The organism is Bacteroides sp. AF25-38AC (assembly GCF_003602995.1).
In the GTDB taxonomy this organism is placed as follows: Bacteria; Bacteroidota; Bacteroidia; order Bacteroidales; family Bacteroidaceae; genus Bacteroides; species Bacteroides uniformis.
On sequence record NZ_QTMD01000014.1, the window covers coordinates 49,237 to 69,556 of the forward strand.

Annotated in this window: 14 protein-coding genes and 2 riboswitches; of the genes, 4 read left to right on the forward strand and 10 right to left on the reverse strand. The window is 51.2% G+C overall.

Annotated elements, in window-relative coordinates:
• Positions 1 to 103: 103 nt before the first annotated feature.
• The 8 genes from DWY55_RS11155 to DWY55_RS11190 form a co-directional block, all read right to left on the reverse strand.
• Complete coding sequence (locus DWY55_RS11155; protein ID WP_005829376.1) at positions 104 to 436, reverse strand: DUF2149 domain-containing protein; 333 nt, start codon at positions 434 to 436, stop codon at positions 104 to 106.
• Positions 437 to 457: 21 nt separating this feature from the next.
• Positions 458 to 1,063: a MotA/TolQ/ExbB proton channel family protein gene (locus tag DWY55_RS11160; protein WP_005836673.1), complete on the reverse strand. Its 606-nt coding sequence runs from the start codon at positions 1,061 to 1,063 to the stop codon at positions 458 to 460.
• A gap of 33 nt (positions 1,064 to 1,096) precedes the next feature.
• Positions 1,097 to 1,654 carry a hypothetical protein gene (locus tag DWY55_RS11165; RefSeq protein WP_008663409.1) on the reverse strand — a complete coding sequence of 186 codons (558 nt, stop codon included), beginning with the start codon at positions 1,652 to 1,654 and terminating at the stop codon, positions 1,097 to 1,099.
• A gap of 16 nt (positions 1,655 to 1,670) precedes the next feature.
• Positions 1,671 to 5,582, reverse strand: a complete 3,912-nt coding sequence (locus DWY55_RS11170) for a cobaltochelatase subunit CobN (protein WP_117878139.1) — start codon at positions 5,580 to 5,582, stop codon at positions 1,671 to 1,673.
• Positions 5,583 to 5,597: 15 nt separating this feature from the next.
• On the reverse strand, positions 5,598 to 7,112 hold the full coding sequence (locus DWY55_RS11175) for a PepSY domain-containing protein (RefSeq protein WP_005836677.1): 1,515 nt from the start codon (positions 7,110 to 7,112) through the stop codon (positions 5,598 to 5,600).
• A gap of 69 nt (positions 7,113 to 7,181) precedes the next feature.
• Positions 7,182 to 8,129 carry a sirohydrochlorin cobaltochelatase gene (locus DWY55_RS11180; protein ID WP_117681281.1) on the reverse strand — a complete coding sequence of 316 codons (948 nt, stop codon included), beginning with the start codon at positions 8,127 to 8,129 and terminating at the stop codon, positions 7,182 to 7,184.
• Between the two features lie 17 nt (positions 8,130 to 8,146).
• Complete coding sequence (locus DWY55_RS11185) at positions 8,147 to 9,451, reverse strand: hypothetical protein (protein ID WP_117599539.1); 1,305 nt, start codon at positions 9,449 to 9,451, stop codon at positions 8,147 to 8,149.
• Positions 9,452 to 9,472: 21 nt separating this feature from the next.
• Entirely contained in the window at positions 9,473 to 11,833 is a 2,361-nt protein-coding gene (locus DWY55_RS11190; protein WP_117887246.1) for a TonB-dependent receptor, read from the reverse strand.
• Positions 11,834 to 11,956: 123 nt separating this feature from the next.
• Positions 11,957 to 12,165: riboswitch (cobalamin riboswitch) on the reverse strand.
• 42 nt (positions 12,166 to 12,207) lie between these two features.
• A riboswitch (cobalamin riboswitch) is annotated at positions 12,208 to 12,413 on the forward strand.
• A gap of 134 nt (positions 12,414 to 12,547) precedes the next feature.
• Here DWY55_RS11190 and accC point away from each other — a divergent pair.
• The 4 genes from accC to DWY55_RS11210 all read left to right on the forward strand — a co-directional run bounded on the left by accC (position 12,548) and on the right by DWY55_RS11210 (position 18,006).
• Positions 12,548 to 14,059 carry an acetyl-CoA carboxylase biotin carboxylase subunit gene (gene accC, locus DWY55_RS11195; RefSeq protein ID WP_120178089.1) on the forward strand — a complete coding sequence of 504 codons (1,512 nt, stop codon included), beginning with the start codon at positions 12,548 to 12,550 and terminating at the stop codon, positions 14,057 to 14,059.
• Between the two features lie 31 nt (positions 14,060 to 14,090).
• Entirely contained in the window at positions 14,091 to 14,606 is a 516-nt protein-coding gene (locus DWY55_RS11200; RefSeq protein ID WP_120178090.1) for an acetyl-CoA carboxylase biotin carboxyl carrier protein subunit, read from the forward strand.
• 54 nt (positions 14,607 to 14,660) lie between these two features.
• Positions 14,661 to 16,193 (forward strand): acyl-CoA carboxylase subunit beta, encoded by a 1,533-nt coding sequence (locus DWY55_RS11205; RefSeq protein ID WP_120178091.1) that lies wholly within the window; start codon positions 14,661 to 14,663, stop codon positions 16,191 to 16,193.
• 127 nt (positions 16,194 to 16,320) lie between these two features.
• Entirely contained in the window at positions 16,321 to 18,006 is a 1,686-nt protein-coding gene (locus DWY55_RS11210) for a putative transporter (protein WP_044467460.1), read from the forward strand.
• Between the two features lie 95 nt (positions 18,007 to 18,101).
• Here the strand turns inward: DWY55_RS11210 and DWY55_RS11215 are convergent, their stop codons facing one another.
• Positions 18,102 to 18,842 (reverse strand): nucleotidyltransferase family protein, encoded by a 741-nt coding sequence (locus DWY55_RS11215; RefSeq protein ID WP_022401004.1) that lies wholly within the window; start codon positions 18,840 to 18,842, stop codon positions 18,102 to 18,104.
• 25 nt (positions 18,843 to 18,867) lie between these two features.
• The gene (locus DWY55_RS11220; RefSeq protein WP_117599544.1) at positions 18,868 to 20,298 is read right to left on the reverse strand and encodes a phosphotransferase; all 1,431 of its coding nucleotides are present in this window, start codon (positions 20,296 to 20,298) and stop codon (positions 18,868 to 18,870) included.
• Between the last annotated feature and the right edge of the window lie 22 nt (positions 20,299 to 20,320).

Below are 20,320 nucleotides of genomic sequence, written 5' to 3' on the forward strand. Positions count from 1 at the left end.
TTTATATAACGCTGCAAAGGTACATACCATTATCGGAGGGTGAAATACTTAATAGTTGTTATACTGCGATGGCCAAATAGCTATTAATAGGTACTGTATTCCCTTATTCCGGCACATAGATAATCTCTCCATTTTCAAGCTGATAGGCAACTCCCACTTTCTTTCCTCTTTTACCGGAGGTCTTTTGGTCTTCGCTGGGAGTGTATTTCTTGATTTCCTGCCCTTCTTTGGTAATGATTTCCATATTTTCCTTTCCGGGATTCTTCACCATGGTGAAGTCTTCTTTAGAAAACATCTCCGTCATATTGAAGCGGGAGACGAGAGCCACCATCAAGGCTACGGCAAAGACCATTGCTACGTCAAAAAGATTGGCTACCGTACCCATGGGGTCGGAGTCCGAATCGCTGTGCAGTAATCTGTTTCTCTTACTCTTCATAGTTTTCGTATCGTTAGTCCGTTATTCCTTTTCGGCCGTTTGGCGGCTTATCACTTTGTACAGATATTCCAAGTCGTTCATTTCGCGGGCATACCAGCGTTGTTTCACTTGCAGGGTAATGATGCCGACAGCAGCAATGACCAAACCTACCACTGTAGTGGCAAAAGCCACCTGCATATTGTAGGCCATGGAGGAGATGTCTCCTTGTGCCAGCCCCACCAGTGCGGGACCCATCGGGATGAGGGTACCCATCAGTCCCAACATGGGACCCAGTTTGATGAATGTACGCGAACGTTCCAACTCCTTCTCGGCTTCCACTTCATAGTTGGCAAGCAGGTGTTCGCAGTAGGCAGCGTCGTCCCGGTGTGCGGACAATTTGGACAAGCTGCGGAGGAGAGGGGAGTTGCCTGCCGATGGGAGTTGCTGCAGCAGTCCGTCTATATTCTCTGGGATGATGTTCTCCAGTGTTTCAGTGAATTGCTTCTGTAATTTCATCCGCTGGTAGAACTCGCCGAAGAAACCTCCCGCAAGGATAATGGCACGTAGAAAGAATAGCAGCAGCAGGACTACGACGGGAACCAGCAGCCCGTTTGAAATCCAGAACAGTGTGTTTGAGATTGTTTCCATATATCTTTTTAGTTTTTAATTCTTTAATTTATTTCAATAGCCCGTGGCAATGATGCTCAATATAACAATGAAAATATTAACAATGAACAGTACTTCCAAGCGCAGTGGTTTATCACCGATAGCATGCCGCAGCAGAAGGCTCCCAGCACAAACTGCAAGGAAAGTAACGCCGGCTGCTATCCATGAGAGACTGCCGAAATCTATTCCGGGAAAAGTGAAAAGCAGCAGTGCCAGGACATAGCATATTACTCCGCCTATCAGTATGCCGGGGTATAACTTCAGGAAGAGGGTGACCGCTTGTTTGAAGGCCGTGTTGCGGGTACGCATTTCTGCGAAACAGTCGAAACAGAAAGTTATCATTACGGCGGCTTCCAGAGTGACACATACCGACAAGTTCAACATCTGTGGACGGGAGGCAAAGAAAGCTGCCACCACGGTCTTGGACTGTTCCGTCATCCATGGAGTCACCAGCCACGCAAAAAAGGCATAGCCTGCGGCAACCGTCCACATTCCCCAGCGTGGATAGAACCCCACCTTTAATAGAAAATTGAGGGCGATGAATAGGGCTAACAGATGAATGGCGTATTCCATAATACTCTGTTTCTATTTATTCTTTTTTTCTTTTCTTCAACAGTACGACCAGTCCGATGAAGGTGATGACGACAAGACTGCCTGCAATCACTCCGTTCACCCTGTTCTTACGTACCGTTTGTTCGGAAGTCAGTTTGTGTTCTTTCAGTACGACATCCTTGCCATCGGTTGCGGATGCTTCGTGTACCTCCTTCATGTTCTGGGTATAGGTCTGCTTCTCGCTATTATCCAACTGGTCGGCAACGAACGACTGTAGCTTGTCATTGTCGCAAACGAATTCGGTACAAGCGGCACCTTTTTCGCGTGTGATTTGTGCATGCAGGGAAGCAGTGGTTTTCAGTTGCTCATCAGATGCTTTCCAGTAACCTTTGCGGGCGCTTTCCAGCATGACGGCTGTCATAGCCTGGAATGCGGCGGGATTGACGCGGAGGAAGTACTCGTGAATGCCCAGCTTATTCTCATCCTTTATATACATTCTATACAAGTCATTGAACAGTTCTTTGTCCATGGCCGACGGACGCATGACGTGCCAGCCGAAGATGTTGCGGAAGATTTCGCCGAACATCTGCGCCGAACCTTCCCCGCCTTTCATCCGCTCTTGTATAAAGGTAGGGTTCAAGATGGTGGAACGTGTCTCTACGGCAATGGCCTCTTTGGCATCCTGCATGCGGCGGTTGGTCCGGTTGCGGTAGTCTGCCATATAAGCATCCGGTTCCTTGCCGGTCACGGTTTTGACGGTGAGCGAGAGTCCACCCGTAAATTCGTATACATGATCCAGGGAGATGGGGCCCCATGTGTTACTTTGACGGGGCTGGATGACAACATCCGTTTCGGACAGTGCCGAGGCAAACAAACCTTCCTGGACGTCTCCCCAATTTCCGTCGTCCCCATAAGAGGCACCCATATTGTTGAGGTATCCTTCGGCTATCTCCTTTTCGCTTTCCCACGAGCCGCTGTGCTCGGTATAGGCCATCATACCGGTACTGTATCCGCTGTTGATCGGTCCGAATACACGCATCACAGACATTTCACGGGCACGTTTGGGGGAAGTTCCCTTTTCCACCAGTAATTTTTCCTGCAACAGTGTACCCGATGCCACATAGTTGGGATAGGTCTCATCTCCGGCTTCCGATGCCAGACGTATAGCATCGGTCAGTAACTTCAAGCGGGAACCGGCTATGTCGCGTAGCTGTCCGGACACTTGTACCAGCACATTGATGCGCGGACGCCCCAGTTCTTCACTGGGCACCAGTTTCAGGTCAACCACTCTGCCTTGGGCGTCGCGTACGGGTTCTACTCCCAGCATCCAGAATACCTGGGCCAGCGTAGCTCCTTCCGTATTGATGAATTCGCCTGCCCAGAAGGTATAGCTTACTTTCCGGGGATATTCGCCGTGCTTGCTGATGTACTGTTTTAAAGTCGCTTCTGCCAATCGCTTTCCATCTTCCCAAGCCCTTGGGTTGGGAGTATTCTCGGCGTTGATGCTGTACATGTTGCGTCCGGTGGGCAGAACGTTCGGGTTCAGTACGGGGTCACCTCCCGGCGCAGGGAATACGGTTCCTCCGCTGAGTGCACGCACCATGGCATTCTGTTCGTTGACGGAGGAGGCAAGCAACTGTTCGCGATAGAGTAGGGCGGGGCGAAGCTCCGGTGCTACAGATGCAGTATCCTTGGGTGGATTCTGGAGTAAGGCGGTCAGTCTTTTCCTGGCGGCAGGCAAGTAGTGGTGGGCTATATAGGTGAAGTCTTGCAACTGCTCTGTGGTGATTTTGCCTTTATCGCGGTCCTTGCGGGCCGTTTCGTATGCCAGCGGGTCGGCAGCGACGGCGAGAGTGGTGGTCAGCAGGTCGCGGTCAGAATAAGGCTCGTTCATGGTGTAGTACGCACCCAGTATCTTTTCGTTGGCTATCTCTTCGGTGAAGGCATCCAGACGTTCCAACTCCTCGGCTGTATAGGGTTCGCCGGATATGGAATCCAGATTGAGGTCGCGGTGCAGCCCCAGGCGCATGGCCTCTTTTTTGATGTTCATTCCCAGAGCCCGGTGTTTGGCAGTCCCTTCGTCCAGCACTTTGTGAATATCTTCCAGCAAGGCCGAATAGCGTTGGCGCATACCGCTCTCCACGTAGGGCGGAGTGAGATGGGTGACCAGTACGGCATGTGTCCGGCGTTTGGCAATGATACCCTCGCCTACGTTTCCGGTGGTATAGAAATAGAAGTGGGGGAGGTTACCAATCAGTACATCCGACCAGTCGGCCTGCGACTGTGCCACATTCTTTCCGGGCGTGTATTCCAAGTTGCCGTGGGTGCCGAAGTGAATCACTGCATCTGCCTTGAATCCTTTTTGCATATACAGATAAGGAGCCAGGTAGCTGTGGGGCGGCGCTACCGGCATTCCATGCACCAGTTTGAACTCATCATCTCCCAATGCCGGGCGGGGCTGGGGGAAGAGTAGGATATTGCCGAATTGCAAGCAGGCAATGGCAATACTGTCCTCTGTTACCAGCAGATTGCCGGGCGCATCTCCATATCTGTCTGTTACTTCCTGATATTTCTCGGGAAAGAGTACTTCGTGTGCCCATTGTTCGTATTGCTCGGTAGAAAGCCATATCGGGTGTGCCGTTTTCAAAAACTGTTCTTGTGCTCCTTTGGCATACGAACCCATGACGGCACCGTCACGATGTATCCGCTTGCCGAACTCCTCTACAGTAGCAGGCAGTCCACTGACGTCGTACCCTTCCGAACGCAGGCGTTTCAAGAAGTTATAGAGTGAAGGAATCACTTCCATACCGCTTGCCAGCAGGGCGTCTTTTCCCGGAGTCTTGAAGTAACAGATAGCAACGCGCTTTTCTTTGTTGGACATGTCTCTCAAGGACATGTACTTGGTAATATGGTCCACTACGGCATCTATCCGTTCATTTTCAGCGGTGTACAGATAGTATCCGTGTTTGTTTTCGTTTTGGGTAGCGATGCAGAGGGGTAGCATGCCTCCATCTATCTCAGGCACCACTACACGGGCGGTCAGTGTGCCACCGCTGACGGGGGTATCCGGGTCCAGCCATTCCTCGTGGGGCTGAATCAGCGGGAAGGGCATGAATAAAGGAATGTTTTCCTGGTGCAGCCAGTTGATGAGTGAGTCATTGCCCAGCCGTCCCATAGGCAGGTAGACTACTGCATCGGGATGGAGGGTACGTATCATATCGGCACGCGGTTGACCTCCGGCTGTGAAAGGATAGACATTGAAGCCTGCTTGTGTCAAGCACGTGATGAGGGAATCTACGTGGGCACGGTTTCCTTCCATCGGAAAGTTGAGTCCGGAAATCAGGGCAAGGTTGCGTCCGTCCTCATGGTAGAGATTTTTTTCTTTCAGATAGGCGGTCACCTCTTGCGGAGTACTGAAGTAGCGGCCGTATTCGCGGTGGTAGAACATGTTCTCCAGCAATGGGATGGGAGGCTCGTAATCCTGGTGTCCCCACCGGTGGGGAGTGGCGATGTGGCGCAGGTAGAGTAAGGCATTCCGGTAGTTGTGCTTGTTGCCGTTCTTGAGATACTCCCGTAGCGTATGCTGTTGTTCATTGGTAACATTGTGATTGAGGGAGAGGGTGAAATTTCGTAACGTATTCGTAAAGACTGGTACTCCGCTGGCACCCACCCGTTCCACTTCGGCAATCTGGCCGTCGTCAAGGTATAGCCCTCTGCTGTACATCACGATGGCATCATAGCCGGAAAGGTCCTTCACCTCTTCTTTTTTTATGCAGGTGACTTCTATCCGGGCGCAGTCATTGTTCAGGGCAATGTCGGCAGCTTGTGCCAGGGTTGCGTTGATAATAAGTATACGTGTAGGAGCAAGCCAGTACTGATAGGCCGCAAAGCTGCAGACAATCAATAGGGCTATGCTGCCGAGGAATATTCCAAGTCTTTTCTTATTCATACAAGTTTATTCTCGTTAATAGCGTTTTTGTCTTTTACAACATTTTCTTCTTATATAATTCACACTTAACGCCACACCCGTGATGCAAACGGCTGTACCTCCAAGCAGCAATACCCAAAGCACAGTCTTGCGCAGGGTGGCATTGGAGTTCAGACCGGGCAGACGCATGCGGTGCAGGGCTGTATAGCTCCAGTATTTCCAGCGGGAGGAGGTGTCTACATGGCGGATGATTCCCGTTTCCGGGTGAATGTAATAGACGCTCCGGTCCGGGTCGTCCACCGTTATCTTCCAGACGGGAAGCTGGGGTCGTCCGCGATACATATTGCTCATGTCGCGATAGTAGGTCTCGAAATGTTCGAGCCGGGAGATACGTATGCCGGGGATATGTTGTGAAGAATCACGCTGGGAGGTATAAATGCTTTCCACGCCTTTCAGGATTTCTTCTTCGGAGAGTTGTAACGGACGCGGCAGGCTGTCGGCGGCATCGATGTAATACTCGTTTTTTCTATCTTTTACGATGTAGTAGGGATGTTCGCGGAAGTTGCGCCACTCTATCTGCAAAGCTTGGGGATAGGCAGCTATGACACGGCGGTAGTCCAAGGGGTAATCCTCCGGTTGTGGGGCACGGGCATGGAGCGTGCGTGTGGCGCTGCCTTTCTTCAGTGCCGGTTTATGAATCCATTCGGGAATGTCTGCCAGAGACATCATGCCGCTGAAGGTGAAGGTCAGTACGAAGATGCCGAAAAAGATTCCGCTGACGTAGTGCCAGTGATACCATCTTTTTCGGTAGGGGGAGAACTTGGGATGGCGGCTTCGGTGCGTCTTACGCCATACATCCACAGTTACCCAAATGCCGGCAATGACCATGAGACAACCCAGAGCTGTGAGCCAGATGACGGTCTTAGTCCAAAGGACGGTGTCCTGCCGCAGCCAGGTGAAGTATACCCAGTGGGGAATGGCACCCAGCCATGCCCAGAAGCGTTCGCTTCTGTTGGAGAACTGCAAGGCCTCACCGTTTTGTGAACTCAGATAGAGCTGTGTCCCGGCATCGTCGGCAAAGTATATTTTATAAATGGGCATTTCCTTTTTCAGTTCAGCGAAGGGAATCCATTGGTCCAGAGAGTGGAGGGTGTCGATACGGGTAATGGGAGAAGAACACCACAAAGCTGCTGTCCGGTGCAGGTGTTCGCTGTCCAGAGAGGGTCGTGAGATGGTGGAATCGGCAAGGAAATGAAGCGTGCCTTTTGTGGTACTAAAGCTGAACTCGGGGTGTCCGGCATTGAGGTTCAGTATCGTAGACCTGACCTTTACGCCACGGGGCAGGCGGGCTGTGACGGAGGAGATGTCCGGAAGTGAGTCTCCGGTTTGGGAGAGCATATCCAGCTTTTGCATTTTCTCTTTGGCGCTGACACGGGGAAAGCGGTGGTACATCATCACGAAGGCGGAGAGGAACCACATGAGAAATAGGATACAGAGCAAAGTGCCCAGTATCCTATGAATAGAGTACATCAGTTTGGTGATAACATTCATTGTCGTTCGCTTTTTTCCTGCAAAAGTACAAGATGATTCAAGAACACTAAATACCCACTAATGGGTATATTATTCTGTGTCTTTTCCGGCAGCATAGGCCGCCTTCTTCGTCATGATGTCCAGCATGCGGTGCTTCAGTCCGAAACGGATATGGTCAATGAATATTTCTTGAATTTCCGGAATTTGTCCCAGTCCTTCCAGTTGTGCACTGACGGTGAAGCCTTCTTTCTCGAGCATCTCCTTCCACTCTCCGGCAATGTCGTTTTTGGCATGGTCTCCGGCAACAAACATGAAGGGTATGAGGGTCACACGTTTGGCTTTCCCGGCTTTCAGTTGTGCCAGCATGGTGTCAAAGGTTGGATAACCTTCGATGGTGCCCACATGGAAATTGGTCAGTCCGCCTGCTTTCAGCATATAGTCCATCTGACTGTAGATGGCGGTACTGGGGGTATAGGTGCCGTGGCCCACAAGGACGAAGTGTTCTTTGGTAGCTTTCTTGCTTTGTGCCGGGGCGTTGTAGCGGTTCCCCAGAATACTTGCCACTTTCTCTGCATCTTCGATAGAGTAGAGCAGGGGAGTACCTACACGTATTTCCTTGAAGAAGGGTAGTGCGCTTTCCACATCCCGGCGGAGGGATTCCATTTCTACTCCGTCAATGATGTTGGTACTCTGTACGATGAGGTGTGTGTAACCTTCGCTGCGCAGTTTCAGCATGGCATCCAGTGGAGTCAGCTTCGTGATGCCGCGCTCTTTCAAGCGGCGGATGATGATGCGCGACGTATAGGCTTCTTGGAACTTCAACTCCGGGAAGGCGGCTTGTGCCTTGGCGTTGATGGCATCAATGGTGAGGGCACGGGTATCGTCATGCGTAGTGCCGAAGTGCACCATGAGCAGGGCGGCCTTGTCACCGGGTTTCATACTTGCAAGCATATCGCTGTGCTCGTAATTGCCTCCCCCGTGCGCATGGCAGAGGAGGAGGAAATTACAAAGGAATAAAAAGACAAACAAATTCTTCATAAATACTGATGCTTGTTTTAATCGTTCTCTATGACACGTATCATATCGAAGTAGAAGCGTCCGTCCACTTCGGCTCCTTTCTCTACATTACCGGTCTTGATGTCATAGATGTAGATAACGGCGTTGGCATCTTCTTCAGTGTTTACACCAATGTATGCTTTGTTGTTGAAGATGACAGAACGCTGTGAGAAGCGACCGCCGCTGTAACCGATTTCCTTGCCATCATAGCTTAAGCGTGTCTTGGTTCCGGTGGTAAGATCGAGGATGGCGTAGTAGTGAGAGTAAGCGTCGATGCCGGGTTGCTTATCTGCAGCGGGTCTATCGGCATTGTCATTACGTGCATACACTAAGGCTTTGTTCCCTTCCAGATATTGAACGGTCAGCAATTTGCCGTCGGCATTGGGATAGCCGTTGTAGGAAGCGTCGAATTCTGTTTCGCCTTTGTTGATACGTAGCAGGATGCCTTTGAAAAAAGCGTTATCTTCTTCGTGGAAACAAGCTAGGTAGAGATTGTCTGCTTCGTCGTACATTACGCAGTTTTGCATCAGTTCTCCGTAAGCGCTTCCTGCCATTTCGCATTCGATGGGAGAGAGCACATCTTTTTCTACTTCCATGGTAGAGGGGTTGATAATGGCTGTATGGAAGTTAGGCTCTTGCTGGTCTATATTCGTCAAACCGTCTGTCTCTTTCCAATAGTAGAAGTAGTACAATCTGTTGTCTGATTTGCGGTAGGTGAGGATACCGGAGCTTGTCAGTTTGAGCCAGTTGGTGGGGGCTGGTATGTTGAGTTCACCTTCAGCAAGGATAGTCAAGTCCTCTGCGTTCAGTTTCGTATAAAGAATCTTGTCCTTCTTACCATTGGTAGACATGATGACGAGTGTGTTGTCATCAATCCAGGCATGTGTGTAGGAACGTACCTTATAGCTGTTGGCCTTGAAAGGACGTTCTGCAATAACCTGAACTGCATTGTTCTTGATTTGATATTTTACGAAACGGTCGTTGGTTGCGGGTATTTGGTAGTAATATTTTCCTTTTGAGATAGTCTCCATGGAATAATCTCCCAGTTCCGAACCTTCTCTTTTCACAGTGATGACACCCTGCTCTGCGGCCAATGAGTTGACGCTATGGACAATAGTGGTATTCTTGCTACTCATCCCACCGTGTTTGTCTACGGTGACAAATAGGTCGAAGTGATAGTTATCCTCATTGACTTCCGGGTCGGGATTAGGATTAGGTTCCGGGTCATCATCGGAACACGCTGTGAATGACAGTGCCATCATGGCAGCCATAAAGGCAATCAGTGTAAATTTGAATTTTCTCATTTTGAATGAATTATTAAATGATTAGTTAATGAATAGTCTGAATTTAGCAAAAAAAGCACGTCCGGGCTTCTGCAGCTTGTAGTTGTCATAGGCTGTCTTGTCGAGGAAGTTGGTACACTCCAAAGCCAGATTATAGCGTCCGCGTCTCCATGAGTAAGTGATGTCGGCATTACAGATGTGCTGGGCGGGAATGCGTGCCTTGTTATCATATGCGCCGTAAGCTTCCCAGGTCAGGAAGTACCAGTGTACCCATTGATAGGTACAACCCAGGCGCAATCTGCTTTCGGGCAGGGCAATGTTGCGGAAGGTATAATAAGCCTCTACGCTACCGAATAGCCACGGGCGGTTGGGCACACGGTTGTTATAGGTGGCAGAGGGCTTTCCGTCACCCTTGTACTTCTGCTGGTCGCGAGTGTCCTGGTAGCTGACGTTTGTGGCGAGTTGCAGTCTGCCTTGCCAGTCGTAGCGCATTTCCCCTTCCGCACCTTTTACATGGACAGCCGGGACGTTGGTATATTGCATTGTACCCTCTTTCTCGGCAATGCTGGTCTGAATGTAGTTGTCTACCTTACGGAAAAATCCGCTCATCTCATAATAGAATGTATGTCCATTGCCCGGGTGCCATGTGCCGAACAGAGAGGCATTGAAGTTGTTGCTGTTTTCCGGTTTCAGTGCCACGTTGGCATAGATGGTGGTACCGTTTCCCAACAGCTCGCGGGCGATGGGCAGTCTTACGCTATGCTCGTAGGATACTTTGATGGATAAAGGTTCCACGATGATATACCGGAGTCCGGCACCGTAACCCAGGTAGTTCTTGGTGGTGGAGCCTTGCACATCCTTCGAGCCGGTCACGCTGGATTGGTCGGTCTGCCGGATATTGGGATGGTTGATGTAGTCTTTTATGAAGAATACGTTTTCCATCTTGCCATCCAACAGAGACTGGTTGTAGGAGAGTCCCAGGATATGTTTGGTAACCACATCTTTTGACGGCTCGAAGCTGGTATCAAGGTCATCGAAGCGGTCGTTTCCGGTACGGCTCAAATGGTAGTTCAGATTAAAGCTGTGATGGGTATTCAGCTGATAGTCCAGGTTGGTGCGCATGATGGTGAGCGGACGCTTGTAGTGGCGCATGGATGGTTCTTTGCCCATAATCTCGTTGCGCTGGCTCACGATGTATCCTCCGTCCCAATAGTACTTCCGATAGGCAGTGTCCACGGTCAAGGAATGGTCCCAGGTGTGGGAGAGGGAGGCATTCAGTTGCATGTTCTTCAGGATGAAGTTGTACTTCTGATAGCGGGCAGAGATGTTCCAGGAATCGGAATTCCTTTCTGCCATTCCGTATACTTTGTTTTGAACAGACCCCGTCTGCAGTTCCTTGTCTGTTTTTGAATAGGAGGCGGAAACAAAGAAAGCATCAGCCCAGGATTTGTTGACAAATCCGGCTTCCACCTGTGCCAGTAGCGAGAAGTAGCCGTCATGAAAACGCTTGGGATTGCCATATATGAAGTTGTCCCCGCTTTCGTCGCGCATCTGTACATTCTTCATTCTATAATCGTTTTTGGAGTAGTTGATGCCAACGGTGGGCCGGACTATTAGTCCGTTTTTCTTTTCTACGAACTGTGCATTCAAGTCTGCCTTGTGGGTATGGAAGGAGCCGATGCCGTAAGATACATCCAGATAATCCTTTTTTTCCTGCTTTGTAATGATATTGATGGCGCCGCCCAGTGCATCTGTTCCCAAGCTGGCAGGGACTACTCCTTTGTATATCTCAATCCGGTCTATGATGTTAATGGGTAAGTTGGCGAGGGAAACACCGCTTCCTTTGGTGTCCAGTGGCATTCCGTCCAAAAAGTAGCGGACTGAATTACCAGACATTCCATTGATGGAGAGGTCGAAGTCCGAGCCAACTCCGCCTTCCTCTCTCACCTTAATGCCCGTTGTACGGTTCACCAGGTCGTTGAGGTTATTCAGTGAGTTTACTATCGGCTTGATGTCGAGTGCATTGACGGCAAAGGCTCCTTCCTTCACTTTCTGCGTTTGGGTCTTTCCGTAGACCTCGACAGAACTCAGTGTTACGGCACTTTCCTGCAATGTAAAGTTCTGTTTTTTATCCTGCCGGATGTCGAGGGATTGTTTCACGGTTTGGTAGCCCAGGAAGGAGACGACGAAGGTATGTTTACCCGGGGCGACTTGCAGTGAATACTTCCCCCGGTCGTCCGTATAGGTGCCGGAGGTGGTGTTTTCCACAGCGATGGTGGCTTGGGCTATCGGTGTCCCGTGCTGGTCTATGACTTTTCCGGATAAGGTGACCTTATTCTGTGCCATACTACCTGCAGGAAGCAGGCAGATAAATGTAAATAGCAGTCCTGTGATGAATCTCATTTCAGTTCCTTATAAGCGTTCGTAACTTGCCCTCAAGGAAAAAAATGAACAAAGAGAAAGATTCCTTTATATGGATAAAGAATGCCTCGACTCAATGTTTTGTTGCTTTATTCCCCGAAAGCACTAAAACTATGTTGTCTTGGCAGGTCTTCTGACTTATCCCTCTTTGAATGCCTTCCCATCCGCCGGGCGGACAGTGGCTTGTAGAATATTCAAAGATTTTGGAAGGACTTACAGCAGCGGGTCTGTTCAGGATTTGCACCTGATTCCCTTTTTCATCACTCATCTCCAACAGAACCGGGAGAGGTGAAACCAAAACTGGGACAAAGATAACAAAAACTATTAGGTTTGCGAATACTCCTGATAATTTTTGTTATCTTTGCCCGCGAATTGGTTCCGGATGCATGTTTCCATCATCTGGATTAAAAGGGAATCGGGTGTAAATCCCGGACAGTCCCGCTGCTGTGAAGCTCCGTTTATATCATGAAAAACACCCTTGCCACTGATATGCATTGAAATATCGGGAAGGCTTCAGGATTAGGAGTCAGTCAGAAGACCTGCCATTCATTAAAGGCTGCCTTTGCTCGTGGGTTAGGAAGACAGTACGAAGATATTAGTTGAACATTTAAACAAGAAATGGAATGCCTTTGTTAAAGGTATGTCCGCATTGTGGTGTGACTATATATATCCTTTATATATTAAAGAAAAAGTAAAATGATTAAGAAAGTATTGATTGCCAACAGAGGTGAGATTGCCTTGCGCGTCATGCGTTCGTGCCGGGAGATGGGACTGCTTACGGTTGCGGTCTTCTCCGAGGCCGACCGCACCTCTCATCATGTGGCATATGCCGATGAGGCTTATCCGATAGGACCGGCCGTGGCAAAAGAGAGTTATCTGAATATTGAAAAAGTGATTGCCACGGCAAAGCGATGCGGTGCCGATGCCATCCATCCGGGTTACGGCTTTTTGTCGGAGAACTCGGAGTTTGCACGCCGTTGCAAGGAGGAAGGGATTATCTTTATCGGTCCCGCCGCCGAGACGATGGAGGCGATGGGCGACAAGATAGCTGCCCGCAAGCGAATGATTGCGGCAGGCGTACCCGTGGTTCCCGGAACGGAACAACCTTTGCAGAGTGCCGAAGAAGCCGTGCGCATCTGCAACGAGATAGGTTATCCCGTGATGCTGAAGGCGTCTATGGGTGGCGGTGGTAAAGGTATGCGCCTTATCCATAGCGAGAGCGAAGTGGTGGAAGCCTACAACACGGCACGCTCCGAGTCCATGTCCTCCTTTGGAGACGACACGGTCTATCTGGAAAAGTTCGTGGAAGAACCCCACCACATCGAGTTCCAGATATTGGGCGACAACCACGGCAACGTCATCCACCTCTTCGACCGCGAATGCTCCGTGCAGCGTCGCAATCAGAAGGTGGTAGAAGAAAGCCCGTCACCCTTCCTTACGCCGGAATTGCGCCGGGAGATGGGGGAGAAGGCGGTTGCCGCAGCCAAGGCAGTGAACTACTCCGGTGCAGGTACCATCGAGTTTTTGGTAGACAAGAACCGTCGGTTCTACTTCCTCGAAATGAATACGCGCTTGCAAGTGGAGCACCCCATCACGGAAGAAGTGGTAGGCGTGGACCTGGTGAAAGAGCAAATCCGCATTGCCAACGACGAGGTGCTGCACCTCAAGCAGGAGGAACTGTTCCAGCGCGGCCATGCTATAGAGTGCCGCATCTGTGCCGAAGATACGGAAAACAACTTCATGCCGTCTCCCGGTGTCATCAAGCAACTGACGGAACCGAACGGAATCGGTGTCCGCATTGACAGCTACGTGTACGACGGCTATGAGATTCCCATCTACTACGACCCCATGATAGGTAAGCTCATCGTATGGGCAACCACCCGCCAGTATGCCATCGAGCGTATGCGCCGTGTGCTCTACGAGTACAAGATTACGGGCGTAAAGACCAACCTTGCCTATCTGAAGCGCATCATGCACGTGCCCGACTTTGTGAAGGGAGAGTACAACACCCTCTTTATCGAGAAGAACGCCCGCATGCTGGTACGCACCAACACTGCCAACGAAGAGTTGGAGAACATAGCCATGATAGCTGCCTATATGGACTATCTGGTTAATCTGGAGGAGAATGTTTCGGCACAGCTACCCGATGCCCGCCCCATTAGCCGTTGGAGGGAATTTGGCTTGCAGAAGGGAGTGCTCAGGATTTAAGGAATGGAAAATTGATAATGGAGATTTAATAATGGAAATACATATAGGAGACCGTATAGCAGACATTACCCTGGTGGGTAAGGAAGGAAATAAGGTTCAGCTTACCATTGACGGAAAGCCTTACGAAGTGGACATTGTGATGGCGGAGAACGGAAGTTGCTCCATCCTGCACAACGGAAACTCGTTCAACGCAGGCCTTGTGCGCGGCGAGGGAGGAAAGAGCTATGACATCAGCATGCTCCAGCGTTCCTTCCACGTAGACATTGTAGACACGCAAGCCAAGTATCTGCACATGAAGAAAGGAGCCGACGAGAAGCAGGGCAACAAGATTTTGGCTCCGATGCCGGGCAAGGTGGTAAGCATCCCCGTCAAGGTGGGCGACCGACTGGCTGCCGGCGACATTGCCGTGGTGCTGGAAGCCATGAAGATGCAGAGTAACTATAAGGTAAATGCCGACTGCATCGTCCGCAACATCCTCGTGAGCGAGGGCGAACCGGTAAATGCCAACCAAGTATTGATTGAATTGGAGTTGATAAAGGGGGAATAATCCCGAGTCGCATTCAGTCCGTATATTATAAATCACTAAATTGTAAATGCAAATATGAACAGAGAAGAAATATACCGCCAGTTTGAGGAACTGGACAAACGTGCCTCGCTGGGTGGGGGCGTAGACAAGATAGAGAAACAACACGCCTCCGGCCGCATGACTGCCCGCGAACGTATTGACATGCTGCTGGACAAAGGCTCGTTCAATGAGCTGGACAAGTTCGTGAACCACCGTTGCACCAACTTCGGCATGGAGAAGAAACAGATTGCCGGAGACGGCATGGTGTCCGGTTACGGAAAGATAGACGGCCGCCTTGTATTTGTCTATGCCTACGACTTCACGGCGCATGGCGGTTCGCTCAGCGAGACGAATGCCGCAAAGATTGTAAAGGTGCAGCAGCTTGCCCTGAAGAACGGTGCTCCCGTCATTGCCCTCAACGATTCGGGCGGCGCACGCATCCAGGAAGGTGTGAACAGCTTGGCAGGCTATGCCTCCATCTTCTATCAGAACACCATTGCGTCGGGTGTCATTCCGCAGATATCCGCCATTCTGGGTCCGTGTGCCGGTGGGGCATGCTACTCTCCGGCGCTTACCGACTTTATCTTCATGGTAAAGGAGCAGAGCCACATGTTTATCACCGGTCCGGACGTGGTAAAGACCGTGACCCACGAGGAGGTGGACAAGGAGGAACTGGGCGGTGCCTATACGCATAGCAGCAAGAGCGGCGTTACCCACTTCATGTGCAATACGGAGGAGGAGACACTGATGAGCATCCGCGAGCTGCTGAGTTTCCTGCCGTCCAACAATATGGAGGATGCTCCCTTCACTCCCTGCTCCGACGATATCCATCGCCGGGTAGAGGCGCTTCAGACCGTCATCCCCGAAGACCCGAACATGCCTTATGACATCAAGGACATTATAGAACCGGTGCTGGACAACCAGTACTTCTTCGAAGTGATGCCTCACTTTGCCAAGAATGTCGTTATCGGTTTCGGCCGCCTGAACGGGCGTTCGATAGGTATCGTGGCAAACCAGCCAGCCTATCTGGCGGGTGTGCTCGACATTGATGCCAGCGACAAGGCTGCCCGTTTCATCCGTTTCTGCGACTGCTTCAACATCCCGCTGATAACCTTCGAAGATGTCCCCGGCTTCTTGCCCGGAACGATGCAGGAGCACAACGGCATCATCCGCCACGGCGCCAAGATTGTCTATGCCTATGCCGAGGCTACCGTGCCCAAGATAACGCTGATTACCCGCAAGGCATACGGCGGAGCCTACATCGTGATGTCCAGCAAACCGACGGGTGCCGACGTGAACCTGGCTTATCCGCAGGCGGAAATCGCCGTGATGGGTGCCGAGGGTGCGGTGAACATCCTCTACCGTAAGTCCTCTGCCGAAGAGAAGCAGGAGATTATCAAGGAGTACGAAAGCAAGTTCTCCAACCCTTACCGCGCTGCCGAGCGTGGCCTCATAGACGAGGTCATCATGCCGCGCGATACCCGCTACAAGCTAGTGCAGGCATTGGAGATGGCGCACAACAAGAATCAGAGCAATCCACCGAAAAAGCACGGCAACATGCCTTTATAATAGTAGTTATTTTTTATGTGTGAAATGCGTATCCCCGGAGAAGTGATTTCTGTGGGGATACACTTTTTAAATAGAGAATTAAGAATTAAACAATAAGGCTGAAAAGTAAAAACTAAAGATAGAAACTATGGAACTATTAAGAAACCTCTTTGAGGGTTATCCCAATCTTTGGGGCGGAGGAGTGGCACACTCTGTCCTGATTCTGTCCCTGGTCATCACCTTCGGTATCATGCTGGGCAAGTTGAAGGTGGCAGGCATCTCGCTGGGTGTCACCTGGATTTTGTTTGTGGGCATTGTCTTCGGACATTTCGACATGAACCTCGACGAACATCTGCTGCACTTCCTGAAGGAGTTCGGCTTGATACTGTTTGTCTATTCCATCGGTCTGCAAGTGGGACCGGGATTCTTCTCCGCTTTCAAGAAGGGCGGACTTACGCTGAACATGGTAGCAATGCTTTCCGTCTTCCTCAGCGTGGTTATCACCATTGTGTTGCACTTTGCCACCGGAATTCCCATTACTACGATGGTGGGTATCTTGTCCGGAGCCGTGACCAATACCCCCGGTCTGGGTGCTGCCCAGCAGGCAAACAGTGACCTCAACGGGGTGGATGCTCCGGAAATCGCACTCGGATATGCCGTTGCCTATCCGCTGGGTGTGGTGGGCTGCATCTTGGCGCTGCTTGCCTTGAAGTTCTTCATGCGGATTAACACCAAAAAAGAAGAGGAGGATGCCGAGCACGGGCTGGGCCATCTGCAGGAGCTGACCGTGCGTCCCATATCGGTAGAGATACGCAATGAGGCAATAGACGGCAAGCGGATCAGAGATGTGAAACCATTGTTGAACCGTGCGTTTGTCATCTCCCGCATCCGGCACACCGGCAGTCAGGAAACAGAACTGGCGAATGCCGATACAGTGCTGCACATGCAGGATGAAATTCTGTTCATTGCCAACCCGAAAGATGTGGAGGCCATTGTTGCCTTCTTCGGAAGAAAAATTTCGGTGGAGTGGGAACGGGAGGACAAGAACTTGATTTCACGCCGCATCCTCATCACCAAGCCGGAACTGAACGGCAAGTCTCTGTCTCAGCTCAAGATACGTAACAACTTCGGTGCCTGCATCACCCGTATCAACCGTTCGGGCGTGGATCTGGTGGCAACTCCCCACTTGCAGTTGCAGATGGGAGACCGTGTGACGATTGTAGGCAGTGAGCTTGCCGTGAGCCATGCGGAGAAGGTATTGGGAAACTCGCTGAAGCGTCTCAACCATCCAAACTTGATTCCTATCTTCCTGGGTATTGCCCTGGGATGTATCTTGGGCAGTCTGCCGTTCATGTTCCCCGGCATTCCCCAACCCGTGAAACTGGGACTGGCCGGTGGACCGTTGGTGGTTTCCATCCTCATCAGCCGTTTCGGGCCTCAATATAAGCTGATAACCTACACGACGATGAGTGCCAATCTGATGATACGCGAAATCGGTATCGCCTTGTTCCTGGCCTGCGTGGGGTTGGGTGCAGGAAAGGGATTCATCGATACCATTATCTACGAAGGCGGCTATGTGTGGATTGGCTATGGGGCCATCATCACGGTCGTTCCGTTGCTGGTGACAGGATTCATGGGGCGCTATTTCTGGAAGCTGAACTACTATACGCTGATAGGTGTGCTGTCCGGAGCTAACACCAATCCACCTGCATTGGCCTATTCCTCGGACTTGACATCCTGCGATGCCCCTGCGGTGGGATATGCCACGGTCTATCCGCTGGCTATGTTCCTGCGGGTGCTGACGGCTCAGTTGCTGATACTGGCACTGGCGTAGTTTCACCATAGATAATCTATGGTACATAGGTTGATTTGATAACAAGTAATGTAAAGAGAGCTAACAAGTAATGTTAGGCTGCTTTACATTACTTGTTATTTTTGTTTGTAGTATTCCTCCGCTTGTGCCAGTGTCTCCGGTTTGCCGATGTCGAACCAGCGGAATCCTTGCAGCGGATAGCCTTGTATGTGCACCTTTGTGCAGGCGGACAAGTAGAAAGGAATGATGGAGAACTTGCCGTCCCACTGCCCATCGTCCATCAGGCGGAAGAGGGAGGGGGAGATGACATGGATTCCTCCGAAGGCGAGTTCCCGGTACTTCGTTTCCCGGTAGTCGAAGCCTGCCGGTTTCACCTCTCCGGTGGACTTGTTTATCCAGCCGTGCAGGTGGTAGTCGTCGTCAAAAAGGAGATAGCGGGAAGTCTTGCGCTCGCTCACAAGCAGGGTAGACTCCGCATCGCTCTCCAGATGGTGGCGATAGAGACCTGCAAGGTCAATATCCGTCAGAATATCCGCGTTGTGCACCAGAAAAGGTTCTTGTCCGTCCAGAAAGGGGCGTGCCTTTTTGATGCCTCCTCCGGTGTCGAGCAGCATGCCGCGTTCGTCGCTGATGTGAATCTCCGTGCCGAAGTTGTCGTGGGCACGGAGGAAGTCGATAATCTGCTCCCCGAAGTGGTGGATATTGACCGTTATCTCGTTGAATCCTGCTTCCTTCAACCGCAGTATCACCCGTTCCAGCATGGGCTTTCCTGCTACGGGAACGAGGGCCTTGGGCATGTGGTCCGTCAAGGGGCGCAACCGGGTGCCCAGGCCGGCGGCGAAAATCATGGCTTTCATATTGGCATATTCTCACATTAGCACATTAAACTTTGGCCTTAAACGTCTGTTCAATATTCTGTTCTCTATGTATCAGGTTCACTTGCACGCCGAACTTCTTGTGCAGATGTTCCGCCAGGTGTTGTGCCGAGTACACGGAGCGGTGCTGTCCGCCGGTGCAGCCGAAGCAGACAGACAGATTGGTGAAGCCGCGTTCCATGTAGCGCTTCACGGAAGCGTCGACAAGGGCGTAGGCATGCTCCAGGAATACGGCTATCTCGCCGTCGTCTTCCAGGAAGCGGATAACGGGTTCGTCCAGTCCCGTGAAGGGTTTGTAACGCTCGTACTTGCCGGGGTTGTTCACAGCGCGGCAGTCAAAGACGAAACCTCCTCCGTTGCCCGTGGAATCTTCGGGGATACCTTTTTTGTAGGCAAAGCTGGTGACTTTCACCACGAGGCGACGCTTTTGCAGGTCGTCTGTAAACTGTTTCAGTTCGGTGAGCTCGCGCAGAATCCGGCAGAGGTAAGGATATTCGGGGTAAGGCTCCTGGAGCAGCTGGCGCAGGTTCTCGATGGCGAAGGGGACACTTTGTATGAAGTGGGGCTTCTTCTCGAAGTAACCGCGGAAACCGTAGGCACCCAGCACCTGCATGGTGCGGAACAATACGAAGTGGCGAAGCTGGGCATAGAAATAAGCCTCGTCCACGGGCTGGTACTTGCGCAGGGCGTCGATGTATTCCTTCAGCAACTCTTTGCGCAGGCTGTCGGGATAGTTTGCTTTGGCTTGCCACAAGAAGGAGGCAACGTCGTAGTAGACCGGACCTTTGCGTCCGCCCTGGAAGTCGATGAGCCACGGCTCGTCGTCCTTTATCATGACGTTACGGCTCTGGAAGTCGCGGTACATGAAGGTGGCGGAGCTGCTACGGAGCAACACGTCTGCCATCTTCTGGAAGTCGTCTTCCAGCCGGTCTTCCTGAAAGTCCATCCCCGTAGCCTTGAGGAAGCAGTATTTAAAGTAGTTCAGGTCCCACAGAATGCTGCGGCTGTTGAACTCTGCCTGCGGGTAGCAGTAGGAGAAGTCCATGCCGTCGGCTCCGGCAAACTGCACGGCGGGCAGCAGACGGATGGTCTTGCGCAGTAACTGCTTCTCATCCTCGCCGAATACGCTGGTCTTGCGGCCTTTCTCGATGGCATTGAATAGGAGCGAGTCGCCCAGGTCTTCTTGCAGATAATAGATATCATCTTCGGAGCGGATGAACACTTGCGGTACGGGCAGTCCTTTCTGGCGGAAATGTTCTGCCATGTAGAGGAAGGCGCGGTTCTCCTCCACAGACTCTCCGCTGACGCCGATAAGTGTAGGACTTCCGATGAGGCGGAAGTAACGGCGGTTGGAGCCGGAGGAGGGGAGTTCGTCAATCTGTTCCGGTTCGTGTCCGGTATGTGCGATGTAGAGTTTCTTAAGTTCTTCGGTTATCATGGTGGTATGTTTTATTTTGGCA